Here is a 25,522-nt window from a genome sequence, read left to right as displayed (position 1 = left end):
CGGCCCGCCGGGCCGGTGCTCGCCCGGCCCGCCACCCCTCACGCGGCGCTCCCCGGCGATCAGAAGTCGACGGGCACGTCCGCAGCCGCCGGCTGGTCGACGCGCGGCCCGACGCCGAGCTTCTCCTTGACCTTCTTCTCGATCTCGTCGGCGAGGTCGGGGTTGTCCTTGAGGAAGTTGCGGGCGTTCTCCTTGCCCTGACCCAGCTGGTCGCCCTCGTAGGTGTACCAGGCGCCGGCCTTGCGGACGAAGCCGTGCTCGACCCCCATGTCGATGAGGCCGCCCTCACGGGAGATGCCCTGCCCGTAGAGGATGTCGAACTCCGCCTGCTTGAACGGCGGCGACACCTTGTTCTTGACCACCTTGACGCGGGTGCGGTTGCCGACGGCGTCGGTGCCGTCCTTGAGGGTCTCGATGCGGCGCACGTCGAGGCGCACCGAGGCGTAGAACTTCAGCGCCTTGCCACCGGTCGTCGTCTCGGGCGAGCCGAACATGACGCCGATCTTCTCGCGCAGCTGGTTGATGAAGATCGCGGTCGTACCGGTGTTGTTGAGCGCGCCGGTCAGCTTGCGCAGTGCCTGGCTCATGAGGCGGGCCTGGAGGCCGACGTGGCTGTCACCCATCTCGCCCTCGATCTCGGCGCGCGGGACGAGCGCCGCGACCGAGTCGATGACGATGATGGCGAGCGCACCCGAGCGGATGAGCATGTCGGCGATCTCGAGCGCCTGCTCACCGGTGTCGGGCTGCGACACGAGCAGAGCGTCGGTGTCGACACCGAGCTTCTTCGCGTAATCGGGGTCGAGGGCGTGCTCAGCGTCGATGAAGGCGGCGATGCCGCCGGCCTTCTGCGCGTTGGCGACCGCGTGCAGCGCCACCGTCGTCTTGCCCGAGGACTCGGGGCCGTACACCTCGACGACGCGGCCGCGGGGCAGCCCGCCGATGCCGAGGGCGACGTCGAGGGCGATCGAGCCGGTGGGGATCACCTCGATCGGGGCCCGCACGTCGTCGCCGAGGCGCATCACCGCGCCCTTTCCGTAGCTCTTCTCGATCTGCCCCATCACCGTGGCGAGGGCCTTGTCCTTGTCGGGAAGCGTTGCCATGTCGGCCACCTGTCTGCCGTCTGCGAGTCGGTCGTCTACCTTCGACCCGACCTCACGCAGGTGACGGCTCGTCGTGAGTCGTGCACTGGGGTGCGCTGTCGGGTCAGACGTTAGGTGGGACCGCCGACATCGGGTTGCTCCACGAGACGGCCTGTGGACGATGCGGTCGGTGGCGGACCACCTGTGGAGAACACTACCGAACAGATGTTCGACACCGACACGACACGCCGCGGGTCAGCCGCGCAGTGACTCCAGCTCCCGGGCGAACGCCTCGTGCACCTCGTCACCGAAAAGCCAGAACCGCACCGCCTGCACGTCGTCCGGCCCGGCGTCGCGCAACCGGTCGGCCACCGTGCCCAACGCGACCGCGGCTGCCCGGTCCACCGGGTAGCCGTACACGCCGCACGACACCGCCGGGAAGGCCAGCACCCGGCATCCGACCTCGGCGGCCACCGCGAGCGAACGCCGGTGGCACGAGGCCAGCAGCTCGGGCTCGCCGGACGTCCCGCCGCGCCACACCGGCCCGACCGTGTGCACGACGTGGCGCACGGCGAGCCGGCCCGCACCCGTGACCTTGGCGTCGCCCGTCTCGCAGCCGCCGAGGCGACGGCACTCCTCCAGCAGCTGCGGACCGGCCGCGCGGTGGATCGCCCCGTCGACGCCACCCCCGCCGAGCAGCGACGAGTTCGCCGCGTTGACGATGGCGTCGGCCTCCGTCTCCGTCGTGATGTCGCCGCGCAGCAACGTGATGGCGGCCGCGCCGGGGTGGCCGCTCACCGTCGTCCCTCGTGGCCGCCGGGCGCGCCAGGGGCCGGGCGCACGTCGCGTCCGAGCCGGCGCGCCTCTGGCACGTCGAGGTCGTCGCACAGGGCGGCCCACACCTCGCGCGGCGGGACACCGGCCTCGATCGCCTGCGCAGGAGTGCGGTCATCGAGGGCACCGAGCACGTGGTCGCGGGCCAGGGTGCCGGCGTAGGCGGGGCCGAAGACGTCGTCCATGAGGGTCCAGAAGTGGCTGAGGCGCACCCGCCCAGTCTGCACCGCGCCCAACGGTGACGACGCAGCGCACTCGGGCGACCGTCGGGTAGGAGGGTTGACCGAAGCGGTGGACGTGACCCCACGAGAGCGCGACCCGGGCCGCCGACACCCCAGTCGGATGCCGTCCGGCGCGCCCGTCGACGGAGGGAACCGGGCCGTCGGGGCGGGCGTCGCACGGACGCTGCGGCCCCGGTCCCCGTCACACCCGACGGGTAGCATCGACCGCAGCGTGAGCAGGCGGCCCGCCCGTCTGCGGACGCCCACGACCAGGGGAGAAGAACCGATGACCGAGCAGCACCCGGGCGCGACGCCCGAACCCAGCACCGACCCGGCCCCGCAGCCGCCGCAGGCCGCGACGACGCCCTCGTACCGCTACCCCACCGCGGCCGGCCCCACCGCCGGCGGCCCGACCGCCGGCGCCCAGGGCGTCGGGTTCGGCGACGACACCGCTCCGGCCGCCGGCAGCCGGCGGCGTCCGGCCTTCATCGCCGCCGGTGTCGCGGCCGCCCTCGTCGTCGGCGGGGCGGGCGCGTTCGCCGCCTCGCAGCTGAGCGGCGGCGGCGCCCAGCCGGCCGACGTCCTGCCCGGCGACGCCTTTGCCTACGTCCGCCTCGACGTCGACCCCTCCGCGGCCCAGAAGGTCTCGGCCGTGCGCTTCCTCGGCAAGCTGCCCCAGGTGCGCGACACCCTCGGCTCCGGCGACCCGCGCCAGAAGGTGTGGGAGGCCATCACCGCCGACGCGAAGAGCGACTGCGTCTCCCGCTTCTCCTACAGCGGCGACATCGAGCCGTGGCTCGGTGACCGCGTCGGCCTCGCCGTGCGGCCCGGTGGCACCACCGGCAAGCCGAACGTCGCCGTGGCCGTGCAGGTCAGCGACGAGGGCAAGGCCCAGGACGTCCTCACCCGCCTGCTCGCGTGCGACGGCGCCGACGAGACCGACCTGCGCCTGCGCGACGGCTACGCCATCGTCACCCCCAAGGGCCAGGGCGACGCGACCCTGGCGGCCGTCGACCGCGGACGCCTCGCCGCCGACCCCGAGTTCAGCGACGACATGTCGGCCCTCGGCGAGCAGGGCGTGGCCTCGGCCTGGTTCGACACCGCCCCCGCCGCCAAGGAGCTCGAGTCGTCCCGGGGCTCCGGCCGCAGCACGAGCGACCTCGGCGGTCTGGGCGATCTCGGCGGCCTCGGCAACGGCTCGGCCATGATGTCGGGCCTGTCCGGTCTGGCCGGCGCCAAGGGCGCCGCCAGCGGCCGTGTCGCCGTCGCGATGCGCTTCGACCCCTCGTACGTCGAGGTGGCCGGCATCACCCGCGGCGTGACGGCGATCCCCGGGTACACCCCGGCGCCCGGCGACGGCACCCAGCTGGCGAACCTTCCCGACGACACGCTCGCCGCCGTGCACGTGTCCGGTGCGGGCGACGCGCTCAAGGCCGCGTGGCCGCAGATCGAGAAGATGATCGACGGCTCCGGCGACGGCGCCGACCGGCTCGCCGCCGTCGAGCAGCAGCTCGGGGTGACCCTGCCCGACGACGCGCAGGTGCTGCTCGGCCGGTCGCTGACGGTCTCCGTGCCCGACCAGCAGCTCGGCGACGGCGTCCCCTCGATCGGCGCCAAGATCGTCTCCACCGACGCCAACCGGGCCGACCAGCTCGTCGAGACCCTCGAGCGGACCGCCGGGGCCCCCGGCACCCTCACCCGTGAGGTCGACGGCGACACGCTCTACCTCGGCACGACTCCCGACTACGTCGGCGCGCTGAAGTCGGGCGGGCGCCTCGGTGACTCCGACGCCTTCACGGCGGCGATGGGCGACACGTCGAAGGCGACCGCGGCCGTGTACGTCGACCTCGACCGCCTCGAGAAGCAGTACCTGCCCCAGGTGCCCGACGAGCAGCGGGCGGCCGTCGAGTCGCTCCGCGCCGTGGGGATCACGGCCTCCGTGCAGGATGCCGGCTCGGGCTCGTTCTCGCTGCGCGTCGTCGGCAACTGACCCGGCAGCTGAGCCGGCGCGCGGAACCCTCTCCGACGGCCCCACCACCCCGGCCTCAGGCCCGGGTGGTGGGGCGGTCCGCGCCCGCCACAACCCAGCCCGTGACACCGAGCCCTGGCCCGGACGGCAGCAGGACGGCTTCGCCCTCGTACGCGATCCCGCCCACGACCGGTGAGCACGTGGCCCACCAGGCCGCGTCGAGGTCGCTGACGAGGGTGGTCGGCACGGCGGCGACGAGCGAGGCCGCGGCGCCGAGCCCGACGTGGGTCTCCATCATCGAGCCGACGATGGTGCCCAGGCCGGCCTCGTGGGCGCGGTGCAACAGGGCGGCGCCGGTGCGCAGCGAGCCGCACTTGGCCAGCTTGACGTTGACGAGGTCGGCCGCGCCGAGGCGGATGATGCGCTCGAGGTCGAACGGTCCGTAGCACGACTCGTCGGCCATGACCGGCAGCGGCACCCGCTCCCGCACCCAGGCCAGCCCCTCGACGTCCTCGGCCACGACGGGCTGCTCGACGAGCTCGACCCCGAGACCGGCGTCGGCGAGCGCCCGGATCACCTCCACCGCCTCCTCGCGGCTCCAGCCCTGGTTCGCGTCGAGCCGGATGCCGACGTCCGCCCCGACGGCTGCGCGGACCGCCGCGACCCGGGCGACGTCGGTCGCCGCGTCGGTGCCCACCTTCATCTTGAGGGTGGCGAACCCGTCGGCCACCCTCGCCCGCGCGGTGTCGGCGAGGGCCGAGGCGTCACCCGCCGAGAGGGTGACGTCGGTCGTGAGCCGGATGCCGTCGAGGCCGCCGTCAGGGGTCGGACCTCCTGACCCGGCCACCCACCCGCGGACGACCGCGGCGACCGTCGTGCCCTGCGACTGCGCGAAGAGGTCGTGCAGGGCGGCGTCGAGCGCGGCCTTGGCCCCGAAGTTGCGGGCGACGGTTCGCTGCACCCGCGTCAGGGCGACGTCGAGGTCGTCGCGGTCGTCGAGGGCCAGACCGGTGACGGCGGGCGAGAGCATCGTGCGGACGCACGCGGTCGCGCCGGCGAGCGACTCCCCCGTCACCTGCCACACCTGCGGCGCCTCGCCCCAGCCGGTGCGCCCGTCGCTGTCGGTGACCGTGACGACGACCGTGTCCGTCGTCGTCGTGCGACGCAGGGCGGTGACGAACGGCGTGTGCAGATTCACCGAGGTCGTCGTCGCCGTCACGGTCTCGATGCGGGTCACGGCTCTCCAGAGTGGTCGGCAGGGTGGGTGGTCAGGGTGAGTGGTCAGGGTGGGTGGTCAGGGGTGGTGGCCCAGGTGGCCGGTCAGGAACGTGCGGTGTCCGGAGCGACCGAGCGGCACCGGTCAGCCGGCGGCCCAGACGTCGGCCGCGACCGACGCCACGAGCCGAGCGGCCTGGTCCATCGGCAGGTCGACGGTGGTGCACACGACGAGCACGAAGGGCTCCCGCCCCGAAGCGGCGTCGGGGCGGATGGTGCAGGCGTCGTGCGAGACCCCCGGGATCCACCCCGACTTGCTCGCCGTGGGCGTCCCGGCCGGCAGTCCGGCCGGGATCTGGTCGACGTGGGTCTGACGGGCCAGCACCGCCTCGATCGGCTCGCAGACCTCCGGTCCGCCGAGCGCCGGGTCGCGGCGCGCGACGAGCGTGAGCAGCCGGGCGAGGTCGGCGGCGGTGACGGTGTTCGTGATGCCGGCCCGGCGGGCGACGGCATCCTCGATCCCACGGCCCACGACGGTGCCCGAGGAGCAGCCGGCGTCGGCGAGCACGTAGGCGACGGCGGGCAGACCGACCCGGCCGAGGAGCAGGTTGGTGGCGAGGTTGCCGGAGTGGATGACCGCGTGCTCCATGAGCTGGGCGAGCGTCCGCGTACCGCCGAGCGCCGCCCACGTGTCAGGGTCCTGGTCGTCGTCCTCGTCCATCGCGAAGACGGACCCGTCCGCCACGGACGCGAACCGGTCGTCGACCGCGACCGCCTCATCGGGTCGCAGCCGCCCGGCCACGACGAGCCGCTGCGCCGCGATCACGAGCGGCAGCTTCATCGTCGAGGCCGCGTAGTGCGGCACGTCGTCGCGTCGTGACCACCACTGCTCACCGTCGAGGCCGCCCCACCACGCCGAGATGCTCGCGGGCGAACCGTCCTGCCCCACGACGGCATCCAGTCGGGCGTCGAGCGCCGCCAACGGCGCGCGTGAGGACGGGGGCATCACGAGGTGACGGGGGCCGATCAGGCGGCGGAGGCCGAGACGACGTCGGCCTGCGCGAGGGGCAGGGTGACGGTGGGCGCGAGACCCTCCGACTCGGCCATGCGCGTGGAGACGTCGATGAGCACCCGCGAGAGGGGCAGCTCGAGGGCCCCGCAGATGGACGCGAGCAGCTCGGAGGAGGCCTCCTTCTCGCCGCGCTCGACCTCGCTGAGGTACCCGAGCGAGACGGACGCCGTGGCCGACACCTCGCGCAGCGTCCGGCCCTGCGCCCGACGACGCTCCCGCAGGACGTCGCCGAGCTCGCGTCGAAGCAGCGTCGTCATGGCGTCCTCCTCCGGTGGCTGGGATGGCTGTTCTGGCTGGGGGTGCGACGTGGCGCGGGGTGACCGGTCAGGGTCCTACCGTACCCCCAGCCCCCGGCCGGACGGCAGGGGATCATCCACAGTCGGAGACGACGGAGCAGGCCCACCCGAGCAGCTCGTCGACCGTGCGGCGTCGCACCTCTTCGCGTGTACCGGTCAACCGCAGGGCTCGCGTCACTGTTCCCGTCGGGCCGGCGACCGCGACGTGGACGGTGCCCGCGGGCTTGCCCTCGGACGGGCCGGGACCGGCGACCCCGGTCGTCGACAGGGCCCAGGTCGAACCCGTGCGGGCGCGCACCCCCTCGGCGAGGGCGACCGCCACGGCCGGGTCGACCGTGCCGACCCGGTCGATGAGCTCGGCCGGCACGCCGAGCAGCTCGACCTTGAGCCGCGGCGCGTAGGCGACGACGCCGCCGAGCAGCACCGCCGACGCCCCGGGTGTGTCGGCGACCGTCGCCGCGACGAGGCCGGCCGTCAGCGACTCGGCGCAGGAGAGCGTCTCACCCCGCTCGGTGAGCAGGCGCACGAGCCCCTCCGAGGGCGTCACTCGCGTCGGGCCCCCTCGCGGCGGGCCCGACGCAGGCGGGTGCGCTCGCTTGTCTCGCGCAGCCTGACCGCCTTGAAGACGTAGTCGACCCCGCTGGCCACCGTCACGACGACGGCCGCGGCGAGCAGGGCGTAGGCGCCCCACTCCCACAGGTCACCGAGGGGTGCCACCCAGAGCGGCAGCGTGAGCAGGCCGAGAGAGAACGTCTGCAGCATCGTCTTGAGCTTGCCGCCGCGCCCCGCCGGCATGACCCCGTGGCGGATGACGACGAAGCGCAGGAGCGTGATGCCGAACTCACGGACGAGGATGACGACGGTGACCCACCACCACACCGACCCGAGCAGCGACAGCCCGATGAAGGCCATGCCGGTGAGGGCCTTGTCGGCGATGGGGTCGGCGATCTTGCCGAAGTTCGTGATCTGGCCGCGGCTGCGGGCCAGCTTGCCGTCGAGGCCGTCGGTGAGGGCGGCCACGGCGAAGACGACCCAGGCGGCGAACCGCCACCACGGCCGGCTGCCGTCGTCGTGCAGCAGCAGCGCGCCGTAGACGGGCACGAGCAGGATGCGCAGCACCGTCAGCGCGTTGGGCAGGTTCCAGTCGGTCGGCTGCGGTGCCGGCCCCTCCCCCGCGTGCGGGCTCAAGGCACCTCCGCCACCAGGTCGATGCCCTCGGCGGCGGTGACCACGGCGGCGACGAGCTCACCGACGGCGGGCAGCGGCGCCCCGGGCGCCAGCACCACCGTCGTCTCGCCGTCGACGTCGGGCCCCTGGAAGGCCGCGCGGCCGGTGACGGTGTGCTCGTCGGCGTCGACCTCCTCGACGAGCACGACGACGTGCTCGCCGACGCGCTCCTCGGCGCGGTCGGCGTTCAGCTGCTCGACGAGCCGGCTGAAGCGGTCGAGCCGCTCGGCCACGACGTGCGGGGGCAGCTTGCCGTCGAGGTTCTCGGCCTCCGTGCCGTCCTCGTCGGAGTAGCCGAACACGCCGACGACGTCGAGACGCGCCTCGACGAGGAAGGCCTCGAGCTCGGCGAGGTCGTCCTCGGTCTCGCCGGGGAAGCCGACGATGACGTTGCAGCGGATGCCGGCCTCCGGCGAGTCGGCCCGGACGCGGGCGAGCAGGTCGAGGAAGGCCTCGCGCGAGCCGAAGCGGCGCATGCGGCGCAGCAGCGGCTCCGACGCGTGCTGGAAGGAGATGTCGTAGTAGGGCACGACGCCCGGCGTCTGCGCCATCGCCCGCAGCAGGCCCGGTCGGATCTCGGCGGGCTGCAGGTAGCTGACCCGGACGCGCTCGACCCCGTCGATGGCCGTGAGGTCGGGCAGCAGCGCCTCGAGCAGGTCGAGGTCGCCGAGGTCCTTGCCGTACGACGTCGAGTTCTCGGACACGAGGAACAGCTCGCGCACGCCCTGCGCCGCCAGCCACCGCGCCTCGGTGACGATCTCGGCGGGCCGCCGCGAGACGAAGGCACCGCGGAACATCGGGATCGCGCAGAACGAGCACCGCCGGTCGCAGCCGGACGCGATCTTGAGCGGGGCCCAGGGGCGCCCGTCGAGCCGGGCGCGCACGACCGGGGGCCCGGATGCCGGCACGGCCAGCCCGCGGTCGACGGCATCCGGCAGGTCGGTGGCGTCGGTCACGGGGGCGGTCGTGGGCACGGTCCCACCCGTCGGGGCCACGTCACCGTGGCCCGGGGTGGCGACGGACGCGGCGCTCGCCTGCCGCGAGGCGGGGCTGAGGGGCAGCAGGCGCCGACGGTCGCCGGGCGTGTGGCTCGCGACGTGCCCGCCGGCGAGGATCGTCTGCAGGTGCGTGCTCATGTCGCGGTAGGAGTCGAAGCCGAGCACCGCGTCGGCCTCGGGCAGCTGGTCGGCGAGCTCGGTGCCGTACCGCTCGGCGAGGCAGCCGACGGCGACGACCTTCTGGGTGCGCGCCCCCTCCCCCTTGAGGTCGGAGGCCTCGAGGAGGGCGTCGATGGAGTCCTTCTTGGCCTGCTCGACGAAGCCGCACGTGTTGACGACGGCGACGTCGGCCTCGGCGGCGTCGTCGACGAGCCGCCACCCCTCGGCGAGCAGTCGTCCAGCCAGCTCCTCGGAGTCGACCTCGTTCCGGGTGCATCCGAGCGTCACCAGGGCGACGCTCCTCTCGGGCGGGGTCATGCGCCCACTCTAGAGGCCGCCGTGTTCAATGACGGACATGCCCGAGACGTCCGCCGAGCACGCCGGCACCTCCGACCCTGCGCACGTCGCCGACCCGGCCGACCCCGCCGTGACCCTCGACCGGGCCCGCCGGCTGCTCGCCCGCCACCCCCTCGTCGACGGGCACAACGACCTGCCGTGGGAGGCCCGCGAGCAGGTCGGCTACGACTTCGACCGCCTCGACCTCGCCACCCGCCTGACGACGACGTGCACCGACCTCCCCCGCCTGCGCGAGGGTGGCGTCGGCGCCCAGTTCTGGTCGGTCTTCGTACCGAGCACCCTGCCGGGCCCCGAGGCCGTCGTCGCCACCCTCCAGCAGGTGGATGCCGTGCACGCGATGGTCGCGCGGTACCGGGGTGACCTCGCGCTGGCCCGCACGGCCGACGAGGTCGAGGCCGCGACGGCATCCGGGCGGGTCGCGTCGCTGCTCGGCGCCGAGGGCGGCCACTCGATCGACGGGAGCCTCGCCGTGCTGCGGATGCTGCACGCGCTCGGGGTGCGCTACCTGACCCTCACCCACAACGACAACACGCCCTGGGCCGACTCGGCGACCGACGTGCCCGTGGCGGGCGGGCTGACCGCCTTCGGCCACGAGGTCGTGCGCGAGCTGAACCGTCTCGGCGTCATGGTCGACCTCAGCCACGTCGCCGCGACGACCATGCGGGCGGCGCTCGCGACGACCGAGGCGCCGGTGGTCTTCAGCCACTCGTCGGCCCTCGCGCAGTGCGACACCCCGCGCAACGTCCCCGACGACGTCCTCGAGGCGCTGCCCGCCAACGGCGGCGTGTGCATGGTGACCTTCGTGCCCGAGTTCGTCTCGCGGGCGACGGCGGCCTGGCACCGCGAGGCGATGGCGGCGGCCTCGGATGCCGGGGTCGACCCCCGCGACTGGGTGGCCTTCGGCGCGTTCAGCGCCACGTGGCAGCGCCGGCACCCCAAGCCCGACGCGACCGTCGACGACGTCGTGCGCCACCTCGAGCACGTGCGCGAGGTGGCCGGCGTCGAGCACGTCGGGCTCGGCGGCGACTACGACGGCACCGACACGTTCCCCCTCGGGCTCGAGGACGTCAGCGGATACCCGCGGCTCGTGGCCGCGCTGCTCGACCGGTCGTGGTCGGAGGGCGACGTCGCCGCCCTCGTGCGCGGCAACGCCCTGCGGTTGCTGCGCGACGTCGAGGCGGTCGCCCGCGACGTCCGGGGTCGGCGCGGTCCGAGCCTGGCCACCCTCGGGCAGCTCGACGGCTGACCGCCCGGCGCCGGCGACCGCCCCCGTCGACCCGAGGGCGGCCGCTAGTTGCGGAAGCGGGCGATGGTCAGCCCGACGAGCCGCGAGACGACGAGCGCGACGTAGAGCATGCCGGCGATCTGCTGCAGCAGCACGAACGAGCGGGCGTGGGGCGAGATGGCGTAGATGTCCGACAGGCCCGTGCTCGTCATCGTCGTGATCGACAGGTACAGCAGCTCGTACCACGAGCGCTCACCGGGCACGCCCGTCTCGCCGTAGACGGTGAAAGACCCTGGCCAGATGAACTGGACGGCGACGTAGAGGTAGGCGAAGCCCCAGGCCACGACGGTGAAGGTCGACCCGGTGGCGTACAGCTCGTCACGGGTGACCCAGTTGTCGGCGAACATGTACCGCAGCAGCGCGTAGCCCGTGTAGAAGTAGAACAGCGCGTGCAGCAGCGCCGAGGTGAAGGCGACCGGGTTGTTGTCGGGCCACACCGCCTCGGCGACGGTCAGCACGACGACCGGGACCCCGAGCACCGAGGCGATCCACGTGAGGGCGGGGGTGGCCCGCACGGCCCGCACGGCGAGGAACAGGACGAAGAGCCCGACGAGGCCGAAGAGGGCCTTGCCGAAACCGGCGAAGTCGCCGAGCGACGCGGTCTCCATGAAGGGGTAGGCCAGCAGGGCCAGCAGCTGCACCACGAGCAGCACCGCCGAGGGCAGCTCGACGACCTTGCGGCGGATGCGGTCCAGCCGCGACGGCGGGCCGGTGCGGCGGGGCGACGACGGCCACAGCTCGAGCGATGCTGACACGCCGCCGAGACTACCCACCGGGGCGTCAAGAACCCGTCAAGAGCCGTCAGGGGCCGGTCAACGACGCGGGAGGGGTGGCCCGTCGGCTCGTAGACATCTCGCATGATCGAAAACATCGCCCTGGGCGTCATCGGGCTCGCCCTCATCGGGTACCTCGTGCACGTCCTGCTCCACGCGGACCGCTTCTGATGAGCGACACCGTCTTCGGCCTGCTCACCATCGGCGTGCTCGTCGCCGCGCTCGCCGCCGCCCACGTGCCGCTCGGGGGGTGGATGGCGAAGGTCTTCACCGACGAGCGCGACTGGAGGGTCGAGTCGCTCGTCTACCGCCTCTGCCGTGTCGACCCGCGCTCGGAGCAGCGGTGGGGCTCGTACGCCGTGGCGGTGCTCGGCTTCTCCGTCGTCGGCATCGTCCTGCTCTTCCTGCTCATCGCGCTGCAGGGCGTGTTGCCCCTGGCCCGCGGGGCCTCGATGCACCTCGACACCGCGCTCAACACCGCCGTGTCGTTCGTGACGAACACGAACTGGCAGTCGTACGCCGGTGAGGCCGGCGCGTCGCCGGTCGTGCAGGCGCTCGGCCTCACGGTGCAGAACTTCGTCTCGCCCGCCGTCGGGCTCGCCGTCGCGATCGCGCTCGTGCGCGGTCTGGTCCGCTCGAACGGCACCGGCATCGGCAACTTCTGGGTCGACCTCGTGCGCGGCACCGTCCGGGTGCTGCTGCCCGTCGCGCTCGTCGGCGCCGTCGTCCTGCTGCTCGGCGGGGTCGTGCAGAACCTCGCGGCCCCCACGTCCGTGACGACGCTCGACGGCGGCCAGCAGGTCGTCCAGGGCGGGCTCGTCGCCTCGCAGGAGGCGATCAAGATGCTCGGCACCAACGGCGGCGGCTACTTCAACGCCAACTCCGCCCACCCCTTCGAGAACCCGACGCCGCTGACGAACCTCGTCGAGATCTTCCTCATGCTCGTCGTGCCGTTCTCGCTCCCCCGCACGTACGGCATCCTCGTCGGCGACCGCCGCCAGGGCGTCGCGGTGCTCGGCTTCATGGCCACCCTGTGGGGGCTGCTGGTCGCGGTCGTCACGTGGGCCGAGGTCTCCGCCGCGAGCGGGCCCCTCGGTGGCATGGAGGGCAAGGAGGTGCGCTTCGGCTCCTGGGCCTCCGCGCTCTTCGGCGCCAGCACCACCGGCACCTCGACCGGCGCCGTGAACTCGATGCACGAGAGCTACAGCGCCCTCGGCGGCGGCGGGGCCCTCTTCGGGATGCTGCTCGGCGAGGTCGCGCCCGGAGGCGTCGGCACGGGCCTCTACGGCGCCCTGCTGCTGGCCGTGCTCACCGTGTTCCTGTCCGGGCTCATGGTCGGACGCACCCCCGAGCTGCTCGGCAAGCAGATCGGCCGGCGCGAGATCACCCTCACCGCCCTCGCCCTGCTCGTCATGCCGGCGCTCGTGCTGTCGCTCACCGGCATCGCCATGGTGGCGCCCGTCGTGTCGTCGCAGATGCTCGCGTCGGGGCCGCACGGCCTCACCGAGGTCATGTACGCCTACACGTCGGCCTCGAACAACAACGGCAGCGCGTTCGCCGGCCTCAGCGCCGACACGCCCTACCTCAACCTCACGCTGGCCCTCGCCATGCTGCTCGGCCGCTTCGTGCCGATCGTGCTGACCCTGGCGCTCGCCGGGTCACTCGTGGCCCAGCGCCGGCGCCCCACCATCGCGGGCACCCTGCCCACCCACACCCCCACGTTCGCCGGGCTCTTCGTCGCGGTGGCGGTCGTCGTCACCGGCCTCACCTTCTTCCCGGCCCTCGCTCTCGGACCCCTCGCGGAGGCACTCGCATGACCCCCACCCCGTCCACCACCTCGACCCGTCCCGCCGCCGCGGGCGGCGACGGCCCCACCGCGGGTGCCCCCGGTGCCCACGGTGCCCACGGTGCCCACGGTGCCGGCGACCCGGCATCCGCCCCGTCGGTGACCGACGCCACGCGCCCCGGCAGCTCGACGTCGTTGGCGCGCCAGATGGTCGCCACGTTCCCCCAGGCCGTGCGCAAGCTCGACCCGCGCCACGTGTGGCACTCCCCCGTCGTCTTCGTCGTGTGGGTCGGCTCACTGCTGACGACCGTCGTGGCGGTCGTGTCACCGTCGTGGTTCGCCTGGCTCATCACCGTGTGGCTCTGGGCCACGGTGCTCTTCGCGAACATGGCCGAGGCCGTCGCCGAGGGCCGCGGTCGCGCCCAGGCGGCGACGCTGCGGGCGACCCGCACCGACACGCTGGCCCGGCGCCGGCTCGCCGACGGCACGACCGAGCAGGTGTCGGCCGCCGACCTCACCATCGACGACCTCGTCGTCGTCTCGCCCGGCGAGGTGATCCCCGGCGACGGCGACGTCGTCGAGGGCATGGCCACCGTCGACGAGTCGGCCATCACCGGCGAGTCCGCCCCCGTCATCCGCGAGTCGGGTGGCGACCGCTGTGCCGTCACCGGCGGCACCACGGTGCTGTCCGACGGCATCGTCGTGCGCATCACCACCCGGCCCGGCGAGACCTTCATCGACCGCATGATCGCCCTCGTCGAGGGCGCCGCCCGGCAGAAGACGCCGAACGAGATCGCGCTGACGATCCTGCTCACGACCCTGACGATCATCTTCCTGCTGGCGGTCATGGCCATCCAGCCGCTGTCGATCTACTCGGGCGCCGCCCAGCCGACCGTCGTGCTCGTCGCCCTGCTCGTCTGCCTCATCCCGACGACGATCGGCGCCCTGCTGTCCGCCATCGGCATCGCCGGCATGGACCGCCTCGTGCAGCACAACGTCCTCGCCATGTCGGGCCGCGCCGTGGAGGCCGCGGGCGACGTGTCGACCCTGCTGCTCGACAAGACGGGCACCATCACCTTCGGCAACCGTCGGGCGACCGAGCTCGTCCCCGCCCCCGGCGTCGACGAGGGCGACCTCGTGCGGCACGCCTACCTCGCGAGCCTTGCCGACGAGACCCCCGAGGGTCGATCGATCGTCGAGCTGGCCGGCCAGTCGCTCGACGAGGAGACGCGGTCGGGCCTCGACCGGTCGACCGAGACCGGCTGCACCGCAGTGGAGTTCACCGCGCAGACGCGCATGTCGGGCCTCGACCTCGCCGACGGCACGGTCGTGCGCAAGGGCGCGGCGGATGCCGTCGTGGCCTGGGTGCGCGCCCAGGGGGGGCAGGTGCCCCGCGAGGTGCTCGCCGACGTCGACCGCATCGCCACCGGTGGCGGCACGCCGCTCGTCGTCGCGTCGCAGACGGCCGGCGCCGGCGCCCGGGCGCTCGGTGTCGTGCACCTCAAGGACGTCGTCAAGCCCGGCATGAAGGAGCGCTTCGACCAGCTGCGCGCCATGGGCATCCGCACCGTCATGATCACCGGCGACAACCCGCTCACGGCCAGGTCCATCGCCGCCGAGGCCGGTGTCGACGACTTCCTCGCCGAGGCCACTCCCGAGGACAAGATGGCCCTCATCAAGCGCGAGCAGGAGGGCGGCCGGCTCGTCGCCATGACCGGCGACGGCACCAACGACGCGCCGGCTCTGGCCCAGTCGGACGTCGGCGTCGCGATGAACACGGGCACGTCGGCCGCGAAGGAGGCGGCCAACATGGTCGACCTCGACTCCGACCCGACCAAGCTCATCGACATCGTCGCCATCGGCAAGCAGCTGCTCATCACCCGCGGCGCGCTGACGACCTTCTCCATCGCCAACGACATCGCCAAGTACTTCGCCATCATCCCGGCGATGTTCGTGACGCTGTTCCCCGGCCTCGACACCCTCAACGTCATGCAGCTGGCCACGCCGCAGTCGGCGATGCTCTCGGCCGTCATCTTCAACGCGCTCGTCATCATCGCGCTGATCCCGTTGTCGCTGAGGGGCGTCCGCTACCGGCCCAGCAGCAGCACGGCCCTGCTGCGCCGCAACATCCTCCTCTACGGCGTCGGCGGCGTCATCGCCCCTTTCATCGGCATCAAGCTCATCGACCTGCTCGTGAGCCACCTGCCGCTCTGACCCGACGCCGCACCGCACCTCCCGCCACACCCGAACGAAGGCAACCCATGAACAGCTTCACCAGGCAGACGCTGGCCGGGCTCCGGCTCATGATCGTCATGACCGTCCTGCTCGGCGTCCTCTACCCCGCCGTCGTCTGGGGGGTCGGCCAGGTGGCCGCCCGCGACCAGGCCGCCGGCTCCCTCGTCCAGGCCGACGGGCGCACCGTCGGCTCCGCCCTGCTCGGCCAGCAGTTCACGGGCGACGCGTGGTTCGCCTCGCGTCCGTCGGCCAGCGACTCCAGCGGCGACGTCAGCGGCGGCACCAACCTCGGCCCGGGCGCCGACCTCGACGCCGCCGTCGCCGAGCGGGCCCGGGCTGCGGGCCTCACCGTCGGCACGGCGGCCCCCGACGCGCTCACCGCGTCGGCCAGCGGCCTCGACCCGCACGTCTCGCCCGAGAACGCGGCCGCGCAGGTGGCCCGCGTGGCCGCGGCACGGGGCCTCCCGGCATCCGAGGTGCAGCAGCTCGTCACCGCGAACACCGAGGGGCGTCAGCTCGGCTTCCTCGGCGAGCCGCGGGTGAACGTGCTGCGCCTCAACCTCGCGCTGCAGGCGCTCGCGCCCACGAAGGGCGCCTGACCGCGGGACGGCCGCGAGGAGGGGTGGGGATGCGGGAGGATCGGGTCATGGCACGTGGGCAGCTGCGCATCTACCTCGGGGCGGCGCCGGGCGTCGGCAAGACGGTGGCGATGCTCGACGAGGCGCACCGTCGGCTCGAGCGCGGCACCGACCTCGTCGTCGGCTGGGTCGAGACCCACGACCGGCCCTACACGGCGGCGCTCGTCGAGGGGCTCGAGGTCGTGCCGCGGCGCGTCGTCGCCCACCGCGGCGGCACGCTCGAGGAGCTCGACGTCGACGCCCTGCTCGCGCGCCGACCCGAGATCGCGGTCGTCGACGAGCTGGCCCACACCAACGCGCCGGGCTCACGGCACGCCAAGCGCTGGCAGGACGTCGAGGAGCTGCTCGACGCGGGCATCGACGTGCTCTCGACGATCAACATCCAGCACCTCGAGTCGCTCAACGACGTCGCCCTCGCCATCACGGGGGTGCGCCAGCGCGAGACCCTGCCCGACGCCGTCGTGCGCGGCGCCGACCAGGTCGAGCTCGTCGACATGACACCCGAGGCGCTGCGGCGGCGCATGGCCCACGGCAACATCTACGGCCGCGAGAAGGTCGACGCGGCCCTCGCCAACTACTTCCGGGTCGGCAACCTCGCCGCGCTGCGCGAGATCGCGCTGCTGTGGCTGGCCGACAAGGTCGACGAGGCCCTCGCCCGCTACCGGGCCGACCAGGGCATCGACGCGCAGTGGCCGACCCGCGAACGCGTCGTCGTCGCGCTCACCGGAGGGCCCGAGAGCGAGACCCTGCTGCGGCGCGGGTCGCGCATCGCCACCCGGTCCGCCGGCGGTGACCTCATCGCCTGCCACGTCCGCTCGGCCGAGGGGCTGACCGGCGGTGACCCCGTCGCCATCGAGCGCCTGAAGCGGCTGACCCGCGACCTCGGCGGCGAGTTCCACGAGGTGACGGGGGCCGACGTCGCGACGGCCGTGCTCGACCACGCCCGCGGCGTGCAGGCCACCCAGATCGTCGTCGGCGTGAGCCGGCGCGCCCGGTGGCAGGCCCTGCTGCGCCCGAGCATCGCCTCCGAGGTGGCCGACCGGTCGGGCGACATCGACGTCCACCTCGTGTCGCACGAGGGCTCGCGCGTCGGCACGAGGCGGCGTCGGGCGGGCGCGCTCAGCGGGCGGCGGCTGCTGCTCGGCTGGCTGCTGTCGACGGTGGGGCTGGCGCTGCTCACCCTGGTGCTCGTGGCCAGCCGCGAGCGGCACGAGCTCTCGCTCGACCTGCTGCTCTACCTCGCCCTCACGGTGTGCAGCGCCCTCGTCGGCGGCATGTTCCCCGCCCTCTTCGCGGCGCTCGTCGGCTCGCTCGTCGTCAACTGGTTCTTCACCGAGCCGCGTGGCACCCTCACCATCAGCGACCCCCCGAACGCCCTCGCCCTGGGGGTGTTCGTCCTCGTCGCGATGGGCGTCTCGTCCGTCGTCAACGTCGCGGCGCGACGCACCGAGCAGTCTCTCGCCGCCCAGCGCGAGTCGTCGGCCCTGGCCGCCCTGAGCCGCGACCTGCTCGCGCAGCCGAAGCCGCTGCCGGTGCTGCTCGAGACGGCCACCGCGGCGCTCGGGATGCGCGGCGCCGTGCTCGCCGTGCCGGCGCCGGGTCGCACCCTCACCGTCGTCGCGAGCACCCTGCCCGGCACGACCCCCGGCGACGTCGTGGCCCGGTCGGCCGTCGGCGAGTTCTCGGTCGACGCACCGCTCGACGAGGGCGCGCACCTGCTGCTCGCCGGACCTCCGGTGGCCGCCGAGAACCAGCGGCTCGTCAGCGCCTTCGCCACCCACGCCTCGATCCTGCTCGCGCGCGAGTCGCTGTCGAAGGCGGCCCGCGAGGCCGCCGGGCTGGCCCGCGACAACGCCGCCCGCACCACCCTGCTCGCCGCGGTGTCGCACGACCTGCGCACGCCGCTGTCGAGCATCAAGGCCGGGGTGTCGATGCTGCGCCAGACGAGCGTCCCGCTGCCGGAGGAGGACCGGGTCGAGCTGCTCGAGTCGGTCGAGGAGTCGACCGACCGGCTCGACGCCCTCATCGGCAACCTGCTCGACCTCTCGCGGCTGCAGACCGGTGCCGTCCGCCCCCACAGCCACCCCGTCGACCTGCTCGACGCCGTGCACGCGACGGTGCGCACGACGACCGACCCGCGCCACGTCGACGTGCGCCTCGACGGCGACCTGCCGCCCGTCGTCGCCGACCTCGGGCTGCTCGACCGCGTCGTGGCCAACCTCGTCGAGAACGCCCTGCGCCACCGGGGCGACGCCGACGTGCGCATCACCGCGACCCGGCTCGTCGACACCGACGCCGACACGGTGCAGCTGCGCATCAGCGACCGCGGCCCCGGGGTGGCCGACGCCGACAAGGAGCGCATCTTCTCGGCCTTCCAGCGCGTCGGCGACACGCCGCAGGGCGACGGCCTCGGCCTGGGTCTGGCGGTCGCGCGTGGTCTGATGACGGTCATGGACGGCACCCTCGTGGCCGACGACACCCTCGGCGGCGGGCTCACCATGCTGGTCGAGCTCCCCGTCGCCCACGAGCCGGATGCCGGTGACGAGCCGGGCGCGCACGACGCCGTCGCCGCATCCTCCCTCGACGGTCTCGACGGCCTCGACGGCCCCGACGGCCCCGACGGACCGGGCGGGGGGGCGGGTGGTGGCGACTCGCTCGCCGCGTCGGCCGGGACCGCCCGCCCCGAGCCGTCGCAGGTCCGCTCGTGAGCCGGGTGCTCGTCGTCGACGACGACCCGCGGCTGCAGCGCACCCTCTCGATCGCCCTGCGCGCCCACTCCCACGAGGTGCTGACCGCGGCCGACGGACGCACCGCGCTGCAGGTGGCGGCCGAGGACGAGCCGGACGTCGTCATCCTCGACCTCGGGCTGCCCGACCTCGACGGCACCGAGGTGCTGAGCCGGCTGCGCCAGACCTCGGCGGTGCCCGTCATCGTGCTGTCGGCCCGGCACGAGAGCGAGGACAAGGTCGAGGCGCTCGACCTCGGCGCGGACGACTTCGTCACCAAGCCCTTCGGCGTCGAGGAGCTGCTGGCCCGGGTGCGCGCCGCCGTACGCCGGGGCGGCGACCTCGGGCGCAGCCTCGGGGTGCTCGAGAACGACCACTTCCGGCTCGACTTCTCCGAGCGGCGCGCCCGGGTGGACGGCGCCGACGTCCGGTTCACCCCGACGGAGTGGCGCGTGCTCGAGACGCTGTGCCGCGAGCCCGGGCACCTCGTCTCGCAGCAGGACCTGCTGCGCTCGGTGTGGGGACCGTCGTACGGCCGGGAGTCGAACTACCTGCGGGTGTACGCCAACCAGCTGCGCCGCAAGCTCGAGCCGGACCCCGCGCACCCGCAGCACCTGCTCACGGAACCCGGTCTCGGCTACCGCTTCGTCCCCTGACGGACCCTGGGACACCCCGACCTCCACCGTCGAGCGGCCAGTTCCCGACACCACACGGGCGTCACGAACTGGCCTCTCGACGGTGGAGCGGGCGGGCGGGGGGTGGGTCAGAAGCGCTCGCGGTAGCCGCGGTCGCCGCGGTCGGTCAGACCCCAGGCGTCCTCGGACTCCTCGTCGTCGTCCTCGGTGACCGTCGGGGTCATGTCCCCGGGGGTCCAGCCCGCCGCCGCCCGCTCGCGTCGCTCACCGCGCTCGGCGACGACGGACGCGGTGCGGGTGGCCGGCCGACCGGCATCCTCGTCGTCCGACCCGTCGTCGTCGAGGTCCCCGAGGTCGCCGAGGAGGTCGACGTCGCCCAGGGCGTCGTCCGACGCGTCGACAGAGTCCTCACCCGGCACCTCGCGCGCCACCGCGGTGTCGGCCGCGTACGGGCCCTCGTCGAGCACCTCGACGTCGGGCGCGACCACCACCTCGTCGCCGCGCAGCAGGGCCAGGGTCTGCGGGAGGTCGTCGGGGCGCACGAGCACGTCGCGGGCCTTGCTGCCCTCGCTCGGACCGACGATGCCGCGCGACTCGAGCAGGTCCATGAGCCGGCCGGCCTTGGCGAAGCCGACGCGCAGCTTGCGCTGCAGCATCGACGTCGAGCCGAACTGCGTCGTGACGACGAGCTCGGTGGCCTGCAGCAGCACGTCGAGGTCGTCGCCGATGTCGTCGTCGATCTGCTTCTTCGGCGCCGCGACGGTGACGTCCTCGACGTAGTTCGGCTTGAGCTGCGTCGTCACGAACTTGACGACCTCGTGGATCTCGGACTCGTTGACCCACGCCCCCTGCACGCGCATCGTCTTGCTCGCCCCCATGGGCAGGAAGAGGGCGTCGCCCTGACCGATGAGCTTCTCGGCACCCGGCTGGTCGAGCACGACGCGCGAGTCGGCGAGCGAGCTCGTCGCGAAGGCCATGCGGCTGGGCACGTTGGCCTTGATGAGGCCGGTGACGACGTCGACCGACGGGCGCTGCGTGGCGAGCACGAGGTGGATGCCGGCGGCGCGGGCGAGCTGCGTGATGCGCACGACCGACTCCTCGACGTCGCGCGGGGCGACCATCATGAGGTCGGCGAGCTCGTCGACGACGACGAGCAGGTACGGGTAGGTCGTCAGCTGCCGCTCGGACCCGGGCAGCGGCTTGACCTTGCCGGCCCGGACCGCCTTGTTGAAGTCGTCGATGTGCTTGAACCCGAACGCGGCGAGGTCGTCGTAGCGCTGGTCCATCTCCTTGACGACCCACGCGAGCGCCTCGGCGGCCTTCTTGGGGCTGGTGATGATCGGCGTGATGAGGTGCGGGATGCCCTCGTACGCGGTCAGCTCGACGCGCTTGGGGTCGACGAGGATCATCCGGACCTCCTCGGGCGTGGCCCGCATGAGGATCGAGGTGATCATCGAGTTGACGAAGCTGCTCTTGCCCGAGCCGGTGGCGCCGGCGACGAGCAGGTGCGGCATCTTCGCGAGGTTGGCGATGACGTACGCGCCCTCGACGTCCTTGCCGACGCCCATGACCATCGGGTGCTCGTTGCTGCGCGCCGTGTGGCTGCGCAGCACGTCACCGAGGGCGACGTTCTCGCGGTCGAGGTTCGGGATCTCGATGCCGATGGCCGACTTTCCGGGGATCGGGCTGAGGATGCGCACGTCGGCCGACGCCACCGCGTAGGCGATGTTCTTCGACAGCGCCGTCACCCGCTCCACCTTGGTGCCGGCGCCGAGCTCGACCTCGTAGCGGGTGACCGTCGGCCCTCGCGTGAAGCCGGTGACGGCGGCGTCGATGTCGAACTGCTCGAAGACGTGGGTGAGCGACTCGACGACGCGGTCGTTGGTCTCGCTTCGCGTCTTGTGCGGCGCGCCGGGGGTGAGCATCGCCTGGTCGGGCAGCCGGTAGGTGATGTCGCCGCCCAGGCTGAGCTGCTCGACCCGCGCCGGCAGCTGCGTCGTGGGCGGGGGGACGAGCTCGGCCTTGGGGCCGATCGAGGCGGGGTCGACGGATGCCGGTCGGCCGGCCTTCGCACCCGCCGCGCCCGCCGCGCCCGTCCCGCCTGCGGAGCCCTCGCCGGCGCCGGGGGCGAGGACCCCCGGGGCGGTGGGTCGCTTCTGGCCGGGGCGCGGGCCGTTCGCCCTGCCGCAGGGCTGACCCGCGGGGCGTGCGGGCCCGTCGGCGGAGGCGGCACCGTCGTGCACGACCTCGGCCGCCTTGCGGAAGGCCTCGTCGCCGTCACGCTCGTCGAGCTCGACCGCTTTGCGCCCGCGGGGGCGGGCGGGACGGGAGCGACCGGCATCCTCGTCGTCGTCGTGGCCCTCGTGGTCGTCATGGAGGTCACGGCGCACGACGAGGTCGCGCAGCTGCGCGAAGCGGTACGGGATGAGGTTGACCGGGGTGGCCGTGACGACGAGCAGCCCGAAGAGGCCGAGCAGCACGAGCAGGGCCACCGCGCCGTAGCTGGAGACGGCGGCGGCCACCGGGCTCGAGGCGAGGAAGCCGATGATGCCGCCGGCGGCGCGCATGCCGTCGGCACCGTCGGGCGGGTTGGGGATGCCGTCGGCGAGGTGGGCCAGGCCGCACGCCGAGAACGTGAGGGCGAGCAGGCCGAGGCTGATGCGGCTCGTCGCGGCGTCGTCGTGCGGCACACGCAGCAGGCGCAGCCCGAGTACGAGCAGCACGAGGGGGACAGCGTAGGCGACCCGCCCGAAGGTGCCGGCGAAGACGGCGTGGACGACGTCGCCGAAGACCCCGGGCACCCCCCACCACTCACGGGCGGCGACGACGATCGACAGCGCGATGAGGGCGAAGCCGAGCCCGTCGCGGCGGTGCTCCGGCTCGAGGTCGGCGGCCGTCGTGCCGACCCGGCGCACCGCGCCACCGGCGAGGTGGGAGACGCCCATCCACGTGTTGCGCACGGCCCGCAGCGGCAGCGGCAGGCCGCCGTCGCGGGTCTTGCGGGTGGCTTTGGCCGGGGGCTTGCGAGCGGCCGGACGTCCCGAGCGGGCGGCGGGTCGCGAGCCGCTGCGGCCGGTCGACCGGGGCGCGGACGTGGAGCTGCCCCCCGAGGAGCGCGGAGCGGCGCGCGGGGTGGAGCGCGTGGAGCCGGACGGACGTGTCGCCATGGTCGGAACCGTACGGGAAACGCCCCGCCGAACCCACCCGCCACACAGGCAACACCGGTCCGCGTCCGGTCCGCATCCGGTCCGCATCCGGTGCGGCGCATCCCCGACCCCCGGGCTCGGCGGTCCTGTCCGCCCCTCGGGCGCCGCGTCTCAGATGACGACACGCCCTCGGGCGACGGTGGACAGGTTCGCGCGCGCCCGCCTACCCTCGACGCAGGTCATGAGTGCCAGTGACAAGCCCCGGCTCGCTGGTCGGCAACCCTCCTCCGCGGTGGGGTGCTCCGGGTGACGACCCGGCCGTCCCCTCACGCTCGCAGCACGAGCAGCAGGGCCGGCAAGCGCGGACCTGCACCCGGTGGGTCCCCTGGCCCCACAGGAGTACCCCGATGTCGGTCCTTCCCAGCACCACGAGCCGCTGCCAGCCGGCCCTGCCCGTCCTGCGGACCCGCGCCCTGCGCGTCGTCGCCTCCCCCGGCACCCTCCCCGAGACCGTCGGCTCGGCCCTGCAGGTGCCGACCCTCAGCGGTCCGCAGCCCTACGCCAACCTCGACCACGCGGCATCCACGCCGGCCCTGCGCACCGTCAAGGATGCCGTCGACCGAGCCCTGGAGACGTACGCCTCGGTGCACCGCGGGGCCGGGTACGCCTCGCGGGTGACGAGCGCGTGGTACGAGCAGGCCCGCGCCGAGGTGGCCCGGTTCGTCGGGGCACGCGAGGGCGACACCGTGCTCTTCACCCGCACGACGACCGACTCGTGGGCCCTGCTGAGCAAGGCGCTCCCCGGCCGCACGACGGTCTTCGTCTTCGGCTCCGAGCACCACTCGACCCTGCTGCCGTGGGGCCGCTCGCGCACCGTGCGCCTGCCCGTCCCGCAGTCGCCCGACGACGCTGCCGCACTGCTCGAGGAGGCGCTGGCCGACCACCCCGCCCGCCACCGCCTCGTCGTCGTCACCGGCGCCTCGAACGTCACGGGCGAGGTCTGGCCGGTCGCCCGCCTCGCCGAGCTCGCCCACCGGCACGGGGCCCGCATCGCCGTCGACGCCGCCCAGCTCTCGGCCCACCGCGAGATCGACCTCGCCGCCTGGGACGCCGACTACGTCGCCTTCTCCGGCCACAAGACCTATGCCCCCTTCGGCGCGGGCGTGCTCGTCGGACGTTCCGACTGGCTCGACGCCGGCACGCCCTACCTCTTCGGTGGCGGGGCCACGACCGCCGTCACCGAGGCGGGCACGGCCTGGGCGACCGGCCCCGCACGCCACGAGGGCGGCAGCCCCAACGTCATCGGCGCCGTCGCCATCGCCGCGGCGTGCGCGACGATCCGCACCCACCGCGAGGCGATCGAGGCCCACGAGGCCGAGCTGCTCGCGCGCCTGCGGGCCGGGCTCGAGGCGGTGCCCGGGCTCGAGCTGCTCTCGATCTTCGGCGACGACCACGACCGCGTCGGCGTGCTCGCCTTCACCCTCGAGGGCTGGGACTCCTCCCTCGTCTCGCAGGTGCTCTCGGTCGAGCACGGCATCGGCGTGCGCGACGGCAAGTTCTGCGCCCACCTGCTCGTCGACGAGCTGCTCGACGACCCGTGGCAGGAGCGCTCGACGACGGCGGTGCGGGTCAGCCTCGGTCTCGCCTCGACCGCCGAGGGCGTCGACCGGCTCGTGCGCGGCGTGACGCTGCTCGTCGAGCAGGGTCCGGCCGCGACGTGGGTGCGCGGCGAGCGCGGCTGGCAGATCGAGGGCGAGGACCCCCGCGACGCCGAGGTCGCCCGACCCTGGTGAGACCGTCGGGCTCGCGGCCGGAGCGGTCAGCGGCCCGCTTGGCCCGCCCGGTCGTCGGGGTGGCGGCGGGCCGCCCCTGCGGCGGTCAGCGCAGGGAGAAGCTCGCCCAGACGAGGGCGTGGTCGGTGCCGTGGACGACGGTGTGCCCGGCCGCGACGAGGACGAGCCCCCGGGTGAGCACGTGGTCGATCTGGACGTAGGCCGGCACGCGCTGGCCGAGGTACGGCCACGTGCGCACCCAGCCGAGCCCGGCCTCCCGCTCGGCGTCGAGCAGGCCCGAGGCGGCCTGCCGGAACCCGGGGTGGCCGAAGCCGGAGTTGAAGTCGCCGGCGAGGACCAGCGGCGCGTCCTCGCTCTGCCGCCGCGACCAGTCCGCGAGGGCGGTCAGGCCGGCCCGCCACTCCGGCGTGGACCGGGTGATGGGCGCGACGACGTGCACCGCCTTGAGCCGCACCGCCGTGCCGCCCACGTCGACGAGCACCTCGGGCTGGTGGCTCGGGGTCTGCTCGACCGACGGGTCGTCGCCCTCGGTCACCGTCGTGAGCGGGTAGCGGGAGTAGACGCGGGTGCCGGTGAAGGAGTCCTCCACCGGCTCGCCCACCTGGTACCGGAACCAGTCGGTCGCGCCCGAGGCCGCGAGCCGGTCGGCGGCCTCCGGGGTCAGCTCGGTGACGACGAGCACGTCGGCGCTGCGCAACCGGACGGCATCCATGAGCATGTCGCTGTCGGCCCCGCCGAAGCGCATGTTCTGCGCGACGACGGTCAGGTTCACCTTCGCCCCGGGCGAGGTGTGCGCGACGAACGTCGGCCCGGCGACGACGAGCGAGGCGGCGAGGGCCGCCCCGACCGGCAGCAGGGTCCACCAACGGCGCAGCAGGGCGGCGCCGACGAGCAGCAGCACGAGGCCGACGACCACGAACGGTCCGGCGGTCTGCGCCACGACGACGGGCGCCCACGTCGTGTCGACGAAGCGCGCCGCTCCGACGAGCACGAGGGCGAGCAGCACGAGCAGCACCGCGACGTCGCCGGCCCGCCGCCACCGCGGGTGGGCCCCGCGTCGCGCGTGCCTGTCCCCCAC

At 73.9% G+C, this 25,522-nt stretch carries 21 protein-coding genes and 1 riboswitch; of the genes, 9 read left to right on the top strand and 12 right to left on the bottom strand.

The genetic code is table 11. The annotated features are described in order from the left end of the window. Positions 1-59: 59 nt before the first annotated feature. The 3 genes from recA to DFJ68_RS18665 form a co-directional block, all read right to left on the bottom strand. On the bottom strand, positions 60-1,100 hold the full coding sequence (recA, locus tag DFJ68_RS05300) for a recombinase RecA (protein WP_121035109.1): 1,041 nt from the start codon (positions 1,098-1,100) through the stop codon (positions 60-62). A gap of 234 nt (positions 1,101-1,334) precedes the next feature. Beyond that, positions 1,335-1,877, bottom strand: coding sequence for an O-acetyl-ADP-ribose deacetylase (locus DFJ68_RS05295; RefSeq protein ID WP_121031618.1), 543 nt, complete (start codon positions 1,875-1,877; stop codon positions 1,335-1,337). Further along, positions 1,874-2,125: a DUF3046 domain-containing protein gene (locus DFJ68_RS18665; RefSeq protein WP_184507282.1), complete on the bottom strand. Its 252-nt coding sequence runs from the start codon at positions 2,123-2,125 to the stop codon at positions 1,874-1,876. The genes DFJ68_RS05295 and DFJ68_RS18665 overlap by 4 nt, the downstream gene beginning before the upstream one ends. Positions 2,126-2,420: 295 nt before the next feature. On the opposite strand from DFJ68_RS18665, the gene DFJ68_RS05285 reads away from it, so the two are divergent. Next, on the top strand, positions 2,421-4,124 hold the full coding sequence (locus tag DFJ68_RS05285; protein ID WP_170165707.1) for a DUF3352 domain-containing protein: 1,704 nt from the start codon (positions 2,421-2,423) through the stop codon (positions 4,122-4,124). Between the two features lie 55 nt (positions 4,125-4,179). On the opposite strand, the gene DFJ68_RS05280 is transcribed toward DFJ68_RS05285, so the two are convergent. From DFJ68_RS05280 to rimO, 6 genes are all read right to left on the bottom strand, one after another. Continuing rightward, on the bottom strand, positions 4,180-5,340 hold the full coding sequence (locus DFJ68_RS05280; protein ID WP_121031614.1) for a dipeptide epimerase: 1,161 nt from the start codon (positions 5,338-5,340) through the stop codon (positions 4,180-4,182). A gap of 123 nt (positions 5,341-5,463) precedes the next feature. Beyond that, entirely contained in the window at positions 5,464-6,324 is an 861-nt protein-coding gene (locus DFJ68_RS05275) for a serine hydrolase (RefSeq protein WP_245963761.1), read from the bottom strand. A gap of 20 nt (positions 6,325-6,344) precedes the next feature. Further along, on the bottom strand, positions 6,345-6,647 hold the full coding sequence (locus DFJ68_RS05270; protein ID WP_121031610.1) for a helix-turn-helix domain-containing protein: 303 nt from the start codon (positions 6,645-6,647) through the stop codon (positions 6,345-6,347). 112 nt (positions 6,648-6,759) lie between these two features. Next, a complete protein-coding gene (locus DFJ68_RS05265; RefSeq protein ID WP_245963478.1) occupies positions 6,760-7,212 on the bottom strand; it encodes a CinA family protein in 453 nt (150 codons plus the stop codon). A gap of 17 nt (positions 7,213-7,229) precedes the next feature. Next, positions 7,230-7,874, bottom strand: a complete 645-nt coding sequence (pgsA, locus tag DFJ68_RS05260; RefSeq protein WP_121031606.1) for a CDP-diacylglycerol--glycerol-3-phosphate 3-phosphatidyltransferase — start codon at positions 7,872-7,874, stop codon at positions 7,230-7,232. Next, positions 7,871-9,388 (bottom strand): 30S ribosomal protein S12 methylthiotransferase RimO, encoded by a 1,518-nt coding sequence (gene rimO / locus DFJ68_RS05255; RefSeq protein WP_121031604.1) that lies wholly within the window; start codon positions 9,386-9,388, stop codon positions 7,871-7,873. The genes pgsA and rimO overlap by 4 nt, the downstream gene beginning before the upstream one ends. A 37-nt stretch (positions 9,389-9,425) precedes the next feature. On the opposite strand from rimO, the gene DFJ68_RS05250 reads away from it, so the two are divergent. Then, positions 9,426-10,673 (top strand): dipeptidase, encoded by a 1,248-nt coding sequence (locus DFJ68_RS05250; protein ID WP_211333273.1) that lies wholly within the window; start codon positions 9,426-9,428, stop codon positions 10,671-10,673. Between the two features lie 44 nt (positions 10,674-10,717). On the opposite strand, the gene DFJ68_RS05245 is transcribed toward DFJ68_RS05250, so the two are convergent. Continuing rightward, complete coding sequence (locus tag DFJ68_RS05245; RefSeq protein ID WP_121031599.1) at positions 10,718-11,467, bottom strand: ion channel; 750 nt, start codon at positions 11,465-11,467, stop codon at positions 10,718-10,720. A gap of 102 nt (positions 11,468-11,569) precedes the next feature. On the opposite strand from DFJ68_RS05245, the gene kdpF reads away from it, so the two are divergent. From kdpF to DFJ68_RS05215, 6 genes are all read left to right on the top strand, one after another. Next, positions 11,570-11,656, top strand: coding sequence for a K(+)-transporting ATPase subunit F (gene kdpF / locus DFJ68_RS19065; protein WP_121031597.1), 87 nt, complete (start codon positions 11,570-11,572; stop codon positions 11,654-11,656). Next, a complete protein-coding gene (gene kdpA, locus DFJ68_RS05235; protein ID WP_121031595.1) occupies positions 11,656-13,302 on the top strand; it encodes a potassium-transporting ATPase subunit KdpA in 1,647 nt (548 codons plus the stop codon). The genes kdpF and kdpA overlap by 1 nt, the downstream gene beginning before the upstream one ends. A gap of 176 nt (positions 13,303-13,478) precedes the next feature. Continuing rightward, positions 13,479-15,485 carry a potassium-transporting ATPase subunit KdpB gene (kdpB, locus tag DFJ68_RS05230; protein ID WP_121035107.1) on the top strand — a complete coding sequence of 669 codons (2,007 nt, stop codon included), beginning with the start codon at positions 13,479-13,481 and terminating at the stop codon, positions 15,483-15,485. A gap of 47 nt (positions 15,486-15,532) precedes the next feature. Next, the gene (gene kdpC / locus DFJ68_RS05225; protein WP_121031593.1) at positions 15,533-16,105 is read left to right on the top strand and encodes a K(+)-transporting ATPase subunit C; all 573 of its coding nucleotides are present in this window, start codon (positions 15,533-15,535) and stop codon (positions 16,103-16,105) included. Between the two features lie 47 nt (positions 16,106-16,152). Beyond that, positions 16,153-18,852, top strand: coding sequence for a DUF4118 domain-containing protein (locus DFJ68_RS05220; protein ID WP_170165706.1), 2,700 nt, complete (start codon positions 16,153-16,155; stop codon positions 18,850-18,852). Beyond that, on the top strand, positions 18,849-19,526 hold the full coding sequence (locus DFJ68_RS05215) for a response regulator transcription factor (protein ID WP_121031591.1): 678 nt from the start codon (positions 18,849-18,851) through the stop codon (positions 19,524-19,526). The genes DFJ68_RS05220 and DFJ68_RS05215 overlap by 4 nt, the downstream gene beginning before the upstream one ends. A gap of 107 nt (positions 19,527-19,633) precedes the next feature. Here DFJ68_RS05215 and DFJ68_RS05210 read toward each other — a convergent pair whose 3' ends face one another. After that, positions 19,634-22,672 carry a DNA translocase FtsK gene (locus DFJ68_RS05210; protein ID WP_121031589.1) on the bottom strand — a complete coding sequence of 1,013 codons (3,039 nt, stop codon included), beginning with the start codon at positions 22,670-22,672 and terminating at the stop codon, positions 19,634-19,636. A gap of 216 nt (positions 22,673-22,888) precedes the next feature. Beyond that, a riboswitch (SAM riboswitch) is annotated at positions 22,889-23,019 on the top strand. Positions 23,020-23,058: 39 nt separating this feature from the next. Here DFJ68_RS05210 and DFJ68_RS05205 point away from each other — a divergent pair. After that, positions 23,059-24,444 (top strand): aminotransferase class V-fold PLP-dependent enzyme, encoded by a 1,386-nt coding sequence (locus tag DFJ68_RS05205; RefSeq protein ID WP_121031587.1) that lies wholly within the window; start codon positions 23,059-23,061, stop codon positions 24,442-24,444. An 85-nt stretch (positions 24,445-24,529) separates the two neighbouring features. On the opposite strand, the gene DFJ68_RS05200 is transcribed toward DFJ68_RS05205, so the two are convergent. Beyond that, positions 24,530-25,522, bottom strand: a complete 993-nt coding sequence (locus DFJ68_RS05200) for an endonuclease/exonuclease/phosphatase family protein (protein ID WP_121031585.1) — start codon at positions 25,520-25,522, stop codon at positions 24,530-24,532.

The organism is Terracoccus luteus (assembly GCF_003635045.1).
Lineage (GTDB): Bacteria > Actinomycetota > Actinomycetes > Actinomycetales > Dermatophilaceae > Terracoccus > Terracoccus luteus.
The sequence above is the reverse complement of the archived record's forward strand: the minus strand, read 5'-3'. Positions and strand labels throughout refer to the sequence as shown.

Excerpts from the sequence above, each read along its gene's own strand:
- recA (WP_121035109.1), bottom strand. The coding sequence starts at position 1,100 with ATGGCAACGCTTCCCGACAAGGACAAGGCCCTCGCCACGGTGATGGGG.
- DFJ68_RS05285 (WP_170165707.1), top strand. The coding sequence starts at position 2,421 with ATGACCGAGCAGCACCCGGGCGCGACGCCCGAACCCAGCACCGACCCG.
- DFJ68_RS05275 (WP_245963761.1), bottom strand. The coding sequence starts at position 6,324 with ATGCCCCCGTCCTCACGCGCGCCGTTGGCGGCGCTCGACGCCCGACTG.
- DFJ68_RS05270 (WP_121031610.1), bottom strand. The coding sequence starts at position 6,647 with ATGACGACGCTGCTTCGACGCGAGCTCGGCGACGTCCTGCGGGAGCGT.
- rimO (WP_121031604.1), bottom strand. The coding sequence starts at position 9,388 with ATGACCCCGCCCGAGAGGAGCGTCGCCCTGGTGACGCTCGGATGCACC.
- DFJ68_RS05250 (WP_211333273.1), top strand. The coding sequence starts at position 9,426 with ATGCCCGAGACGTCCGCCGAGCACGCCGGCACCTCCGACCCTGCGCAC.
- kdpF (WP_121031597.1), top strand. The coding sequence starts at position 11,570 with ATGATCGAAAACATCGCCCTGGGCGTCATCGGGCTCGCCCTCATCGGG.
- kdpA (WP_121031595.1), top strand. The coding sequence starts at position 11,656 with ATGAGCGACACCGTCTTCGGCCTGCTCACCATCGGCGTGCTCGTCGCC.
- kdpB (WP_121035107.1), top strand. The coding sequence starts at position 13,479 with ATGGTCGCCACGTTCCCCCAGGCCGTGCGCAAGCTCGACCCGCGCCAC.
- kdpC (WP_121031593.1), top strand. The coding sequence starts at position 15,533 with ATGAACAGCTTCACCAGGCAGACGCTGGCCGGGCTCCGGCTCATGATC.
- DFJ68_RS05220 (WP_170165706.1), top strand. The coding sequence starts at position 16,153 with ATGGCACGTGGGCAGCTGCGCATCTACCTCGGGGCGGCGCCGGGCGTC.
- DFJ68_RS05210 (WP_121031589.1), bottom strand. The coding sequence starts at position 22,672 with ATGGCGACACGTCCGTCCGGCTCCACGCGCTCCACCCCGCGCGCCGCT.
- DFJ68_RS05205 (WP_121031587.1), top strand. The coding sequence starts at position 23,059 with ATGTCGGTCCTTCCCAGCACCACGAGCCGCTGCCAGCCGGCCCTGCCC.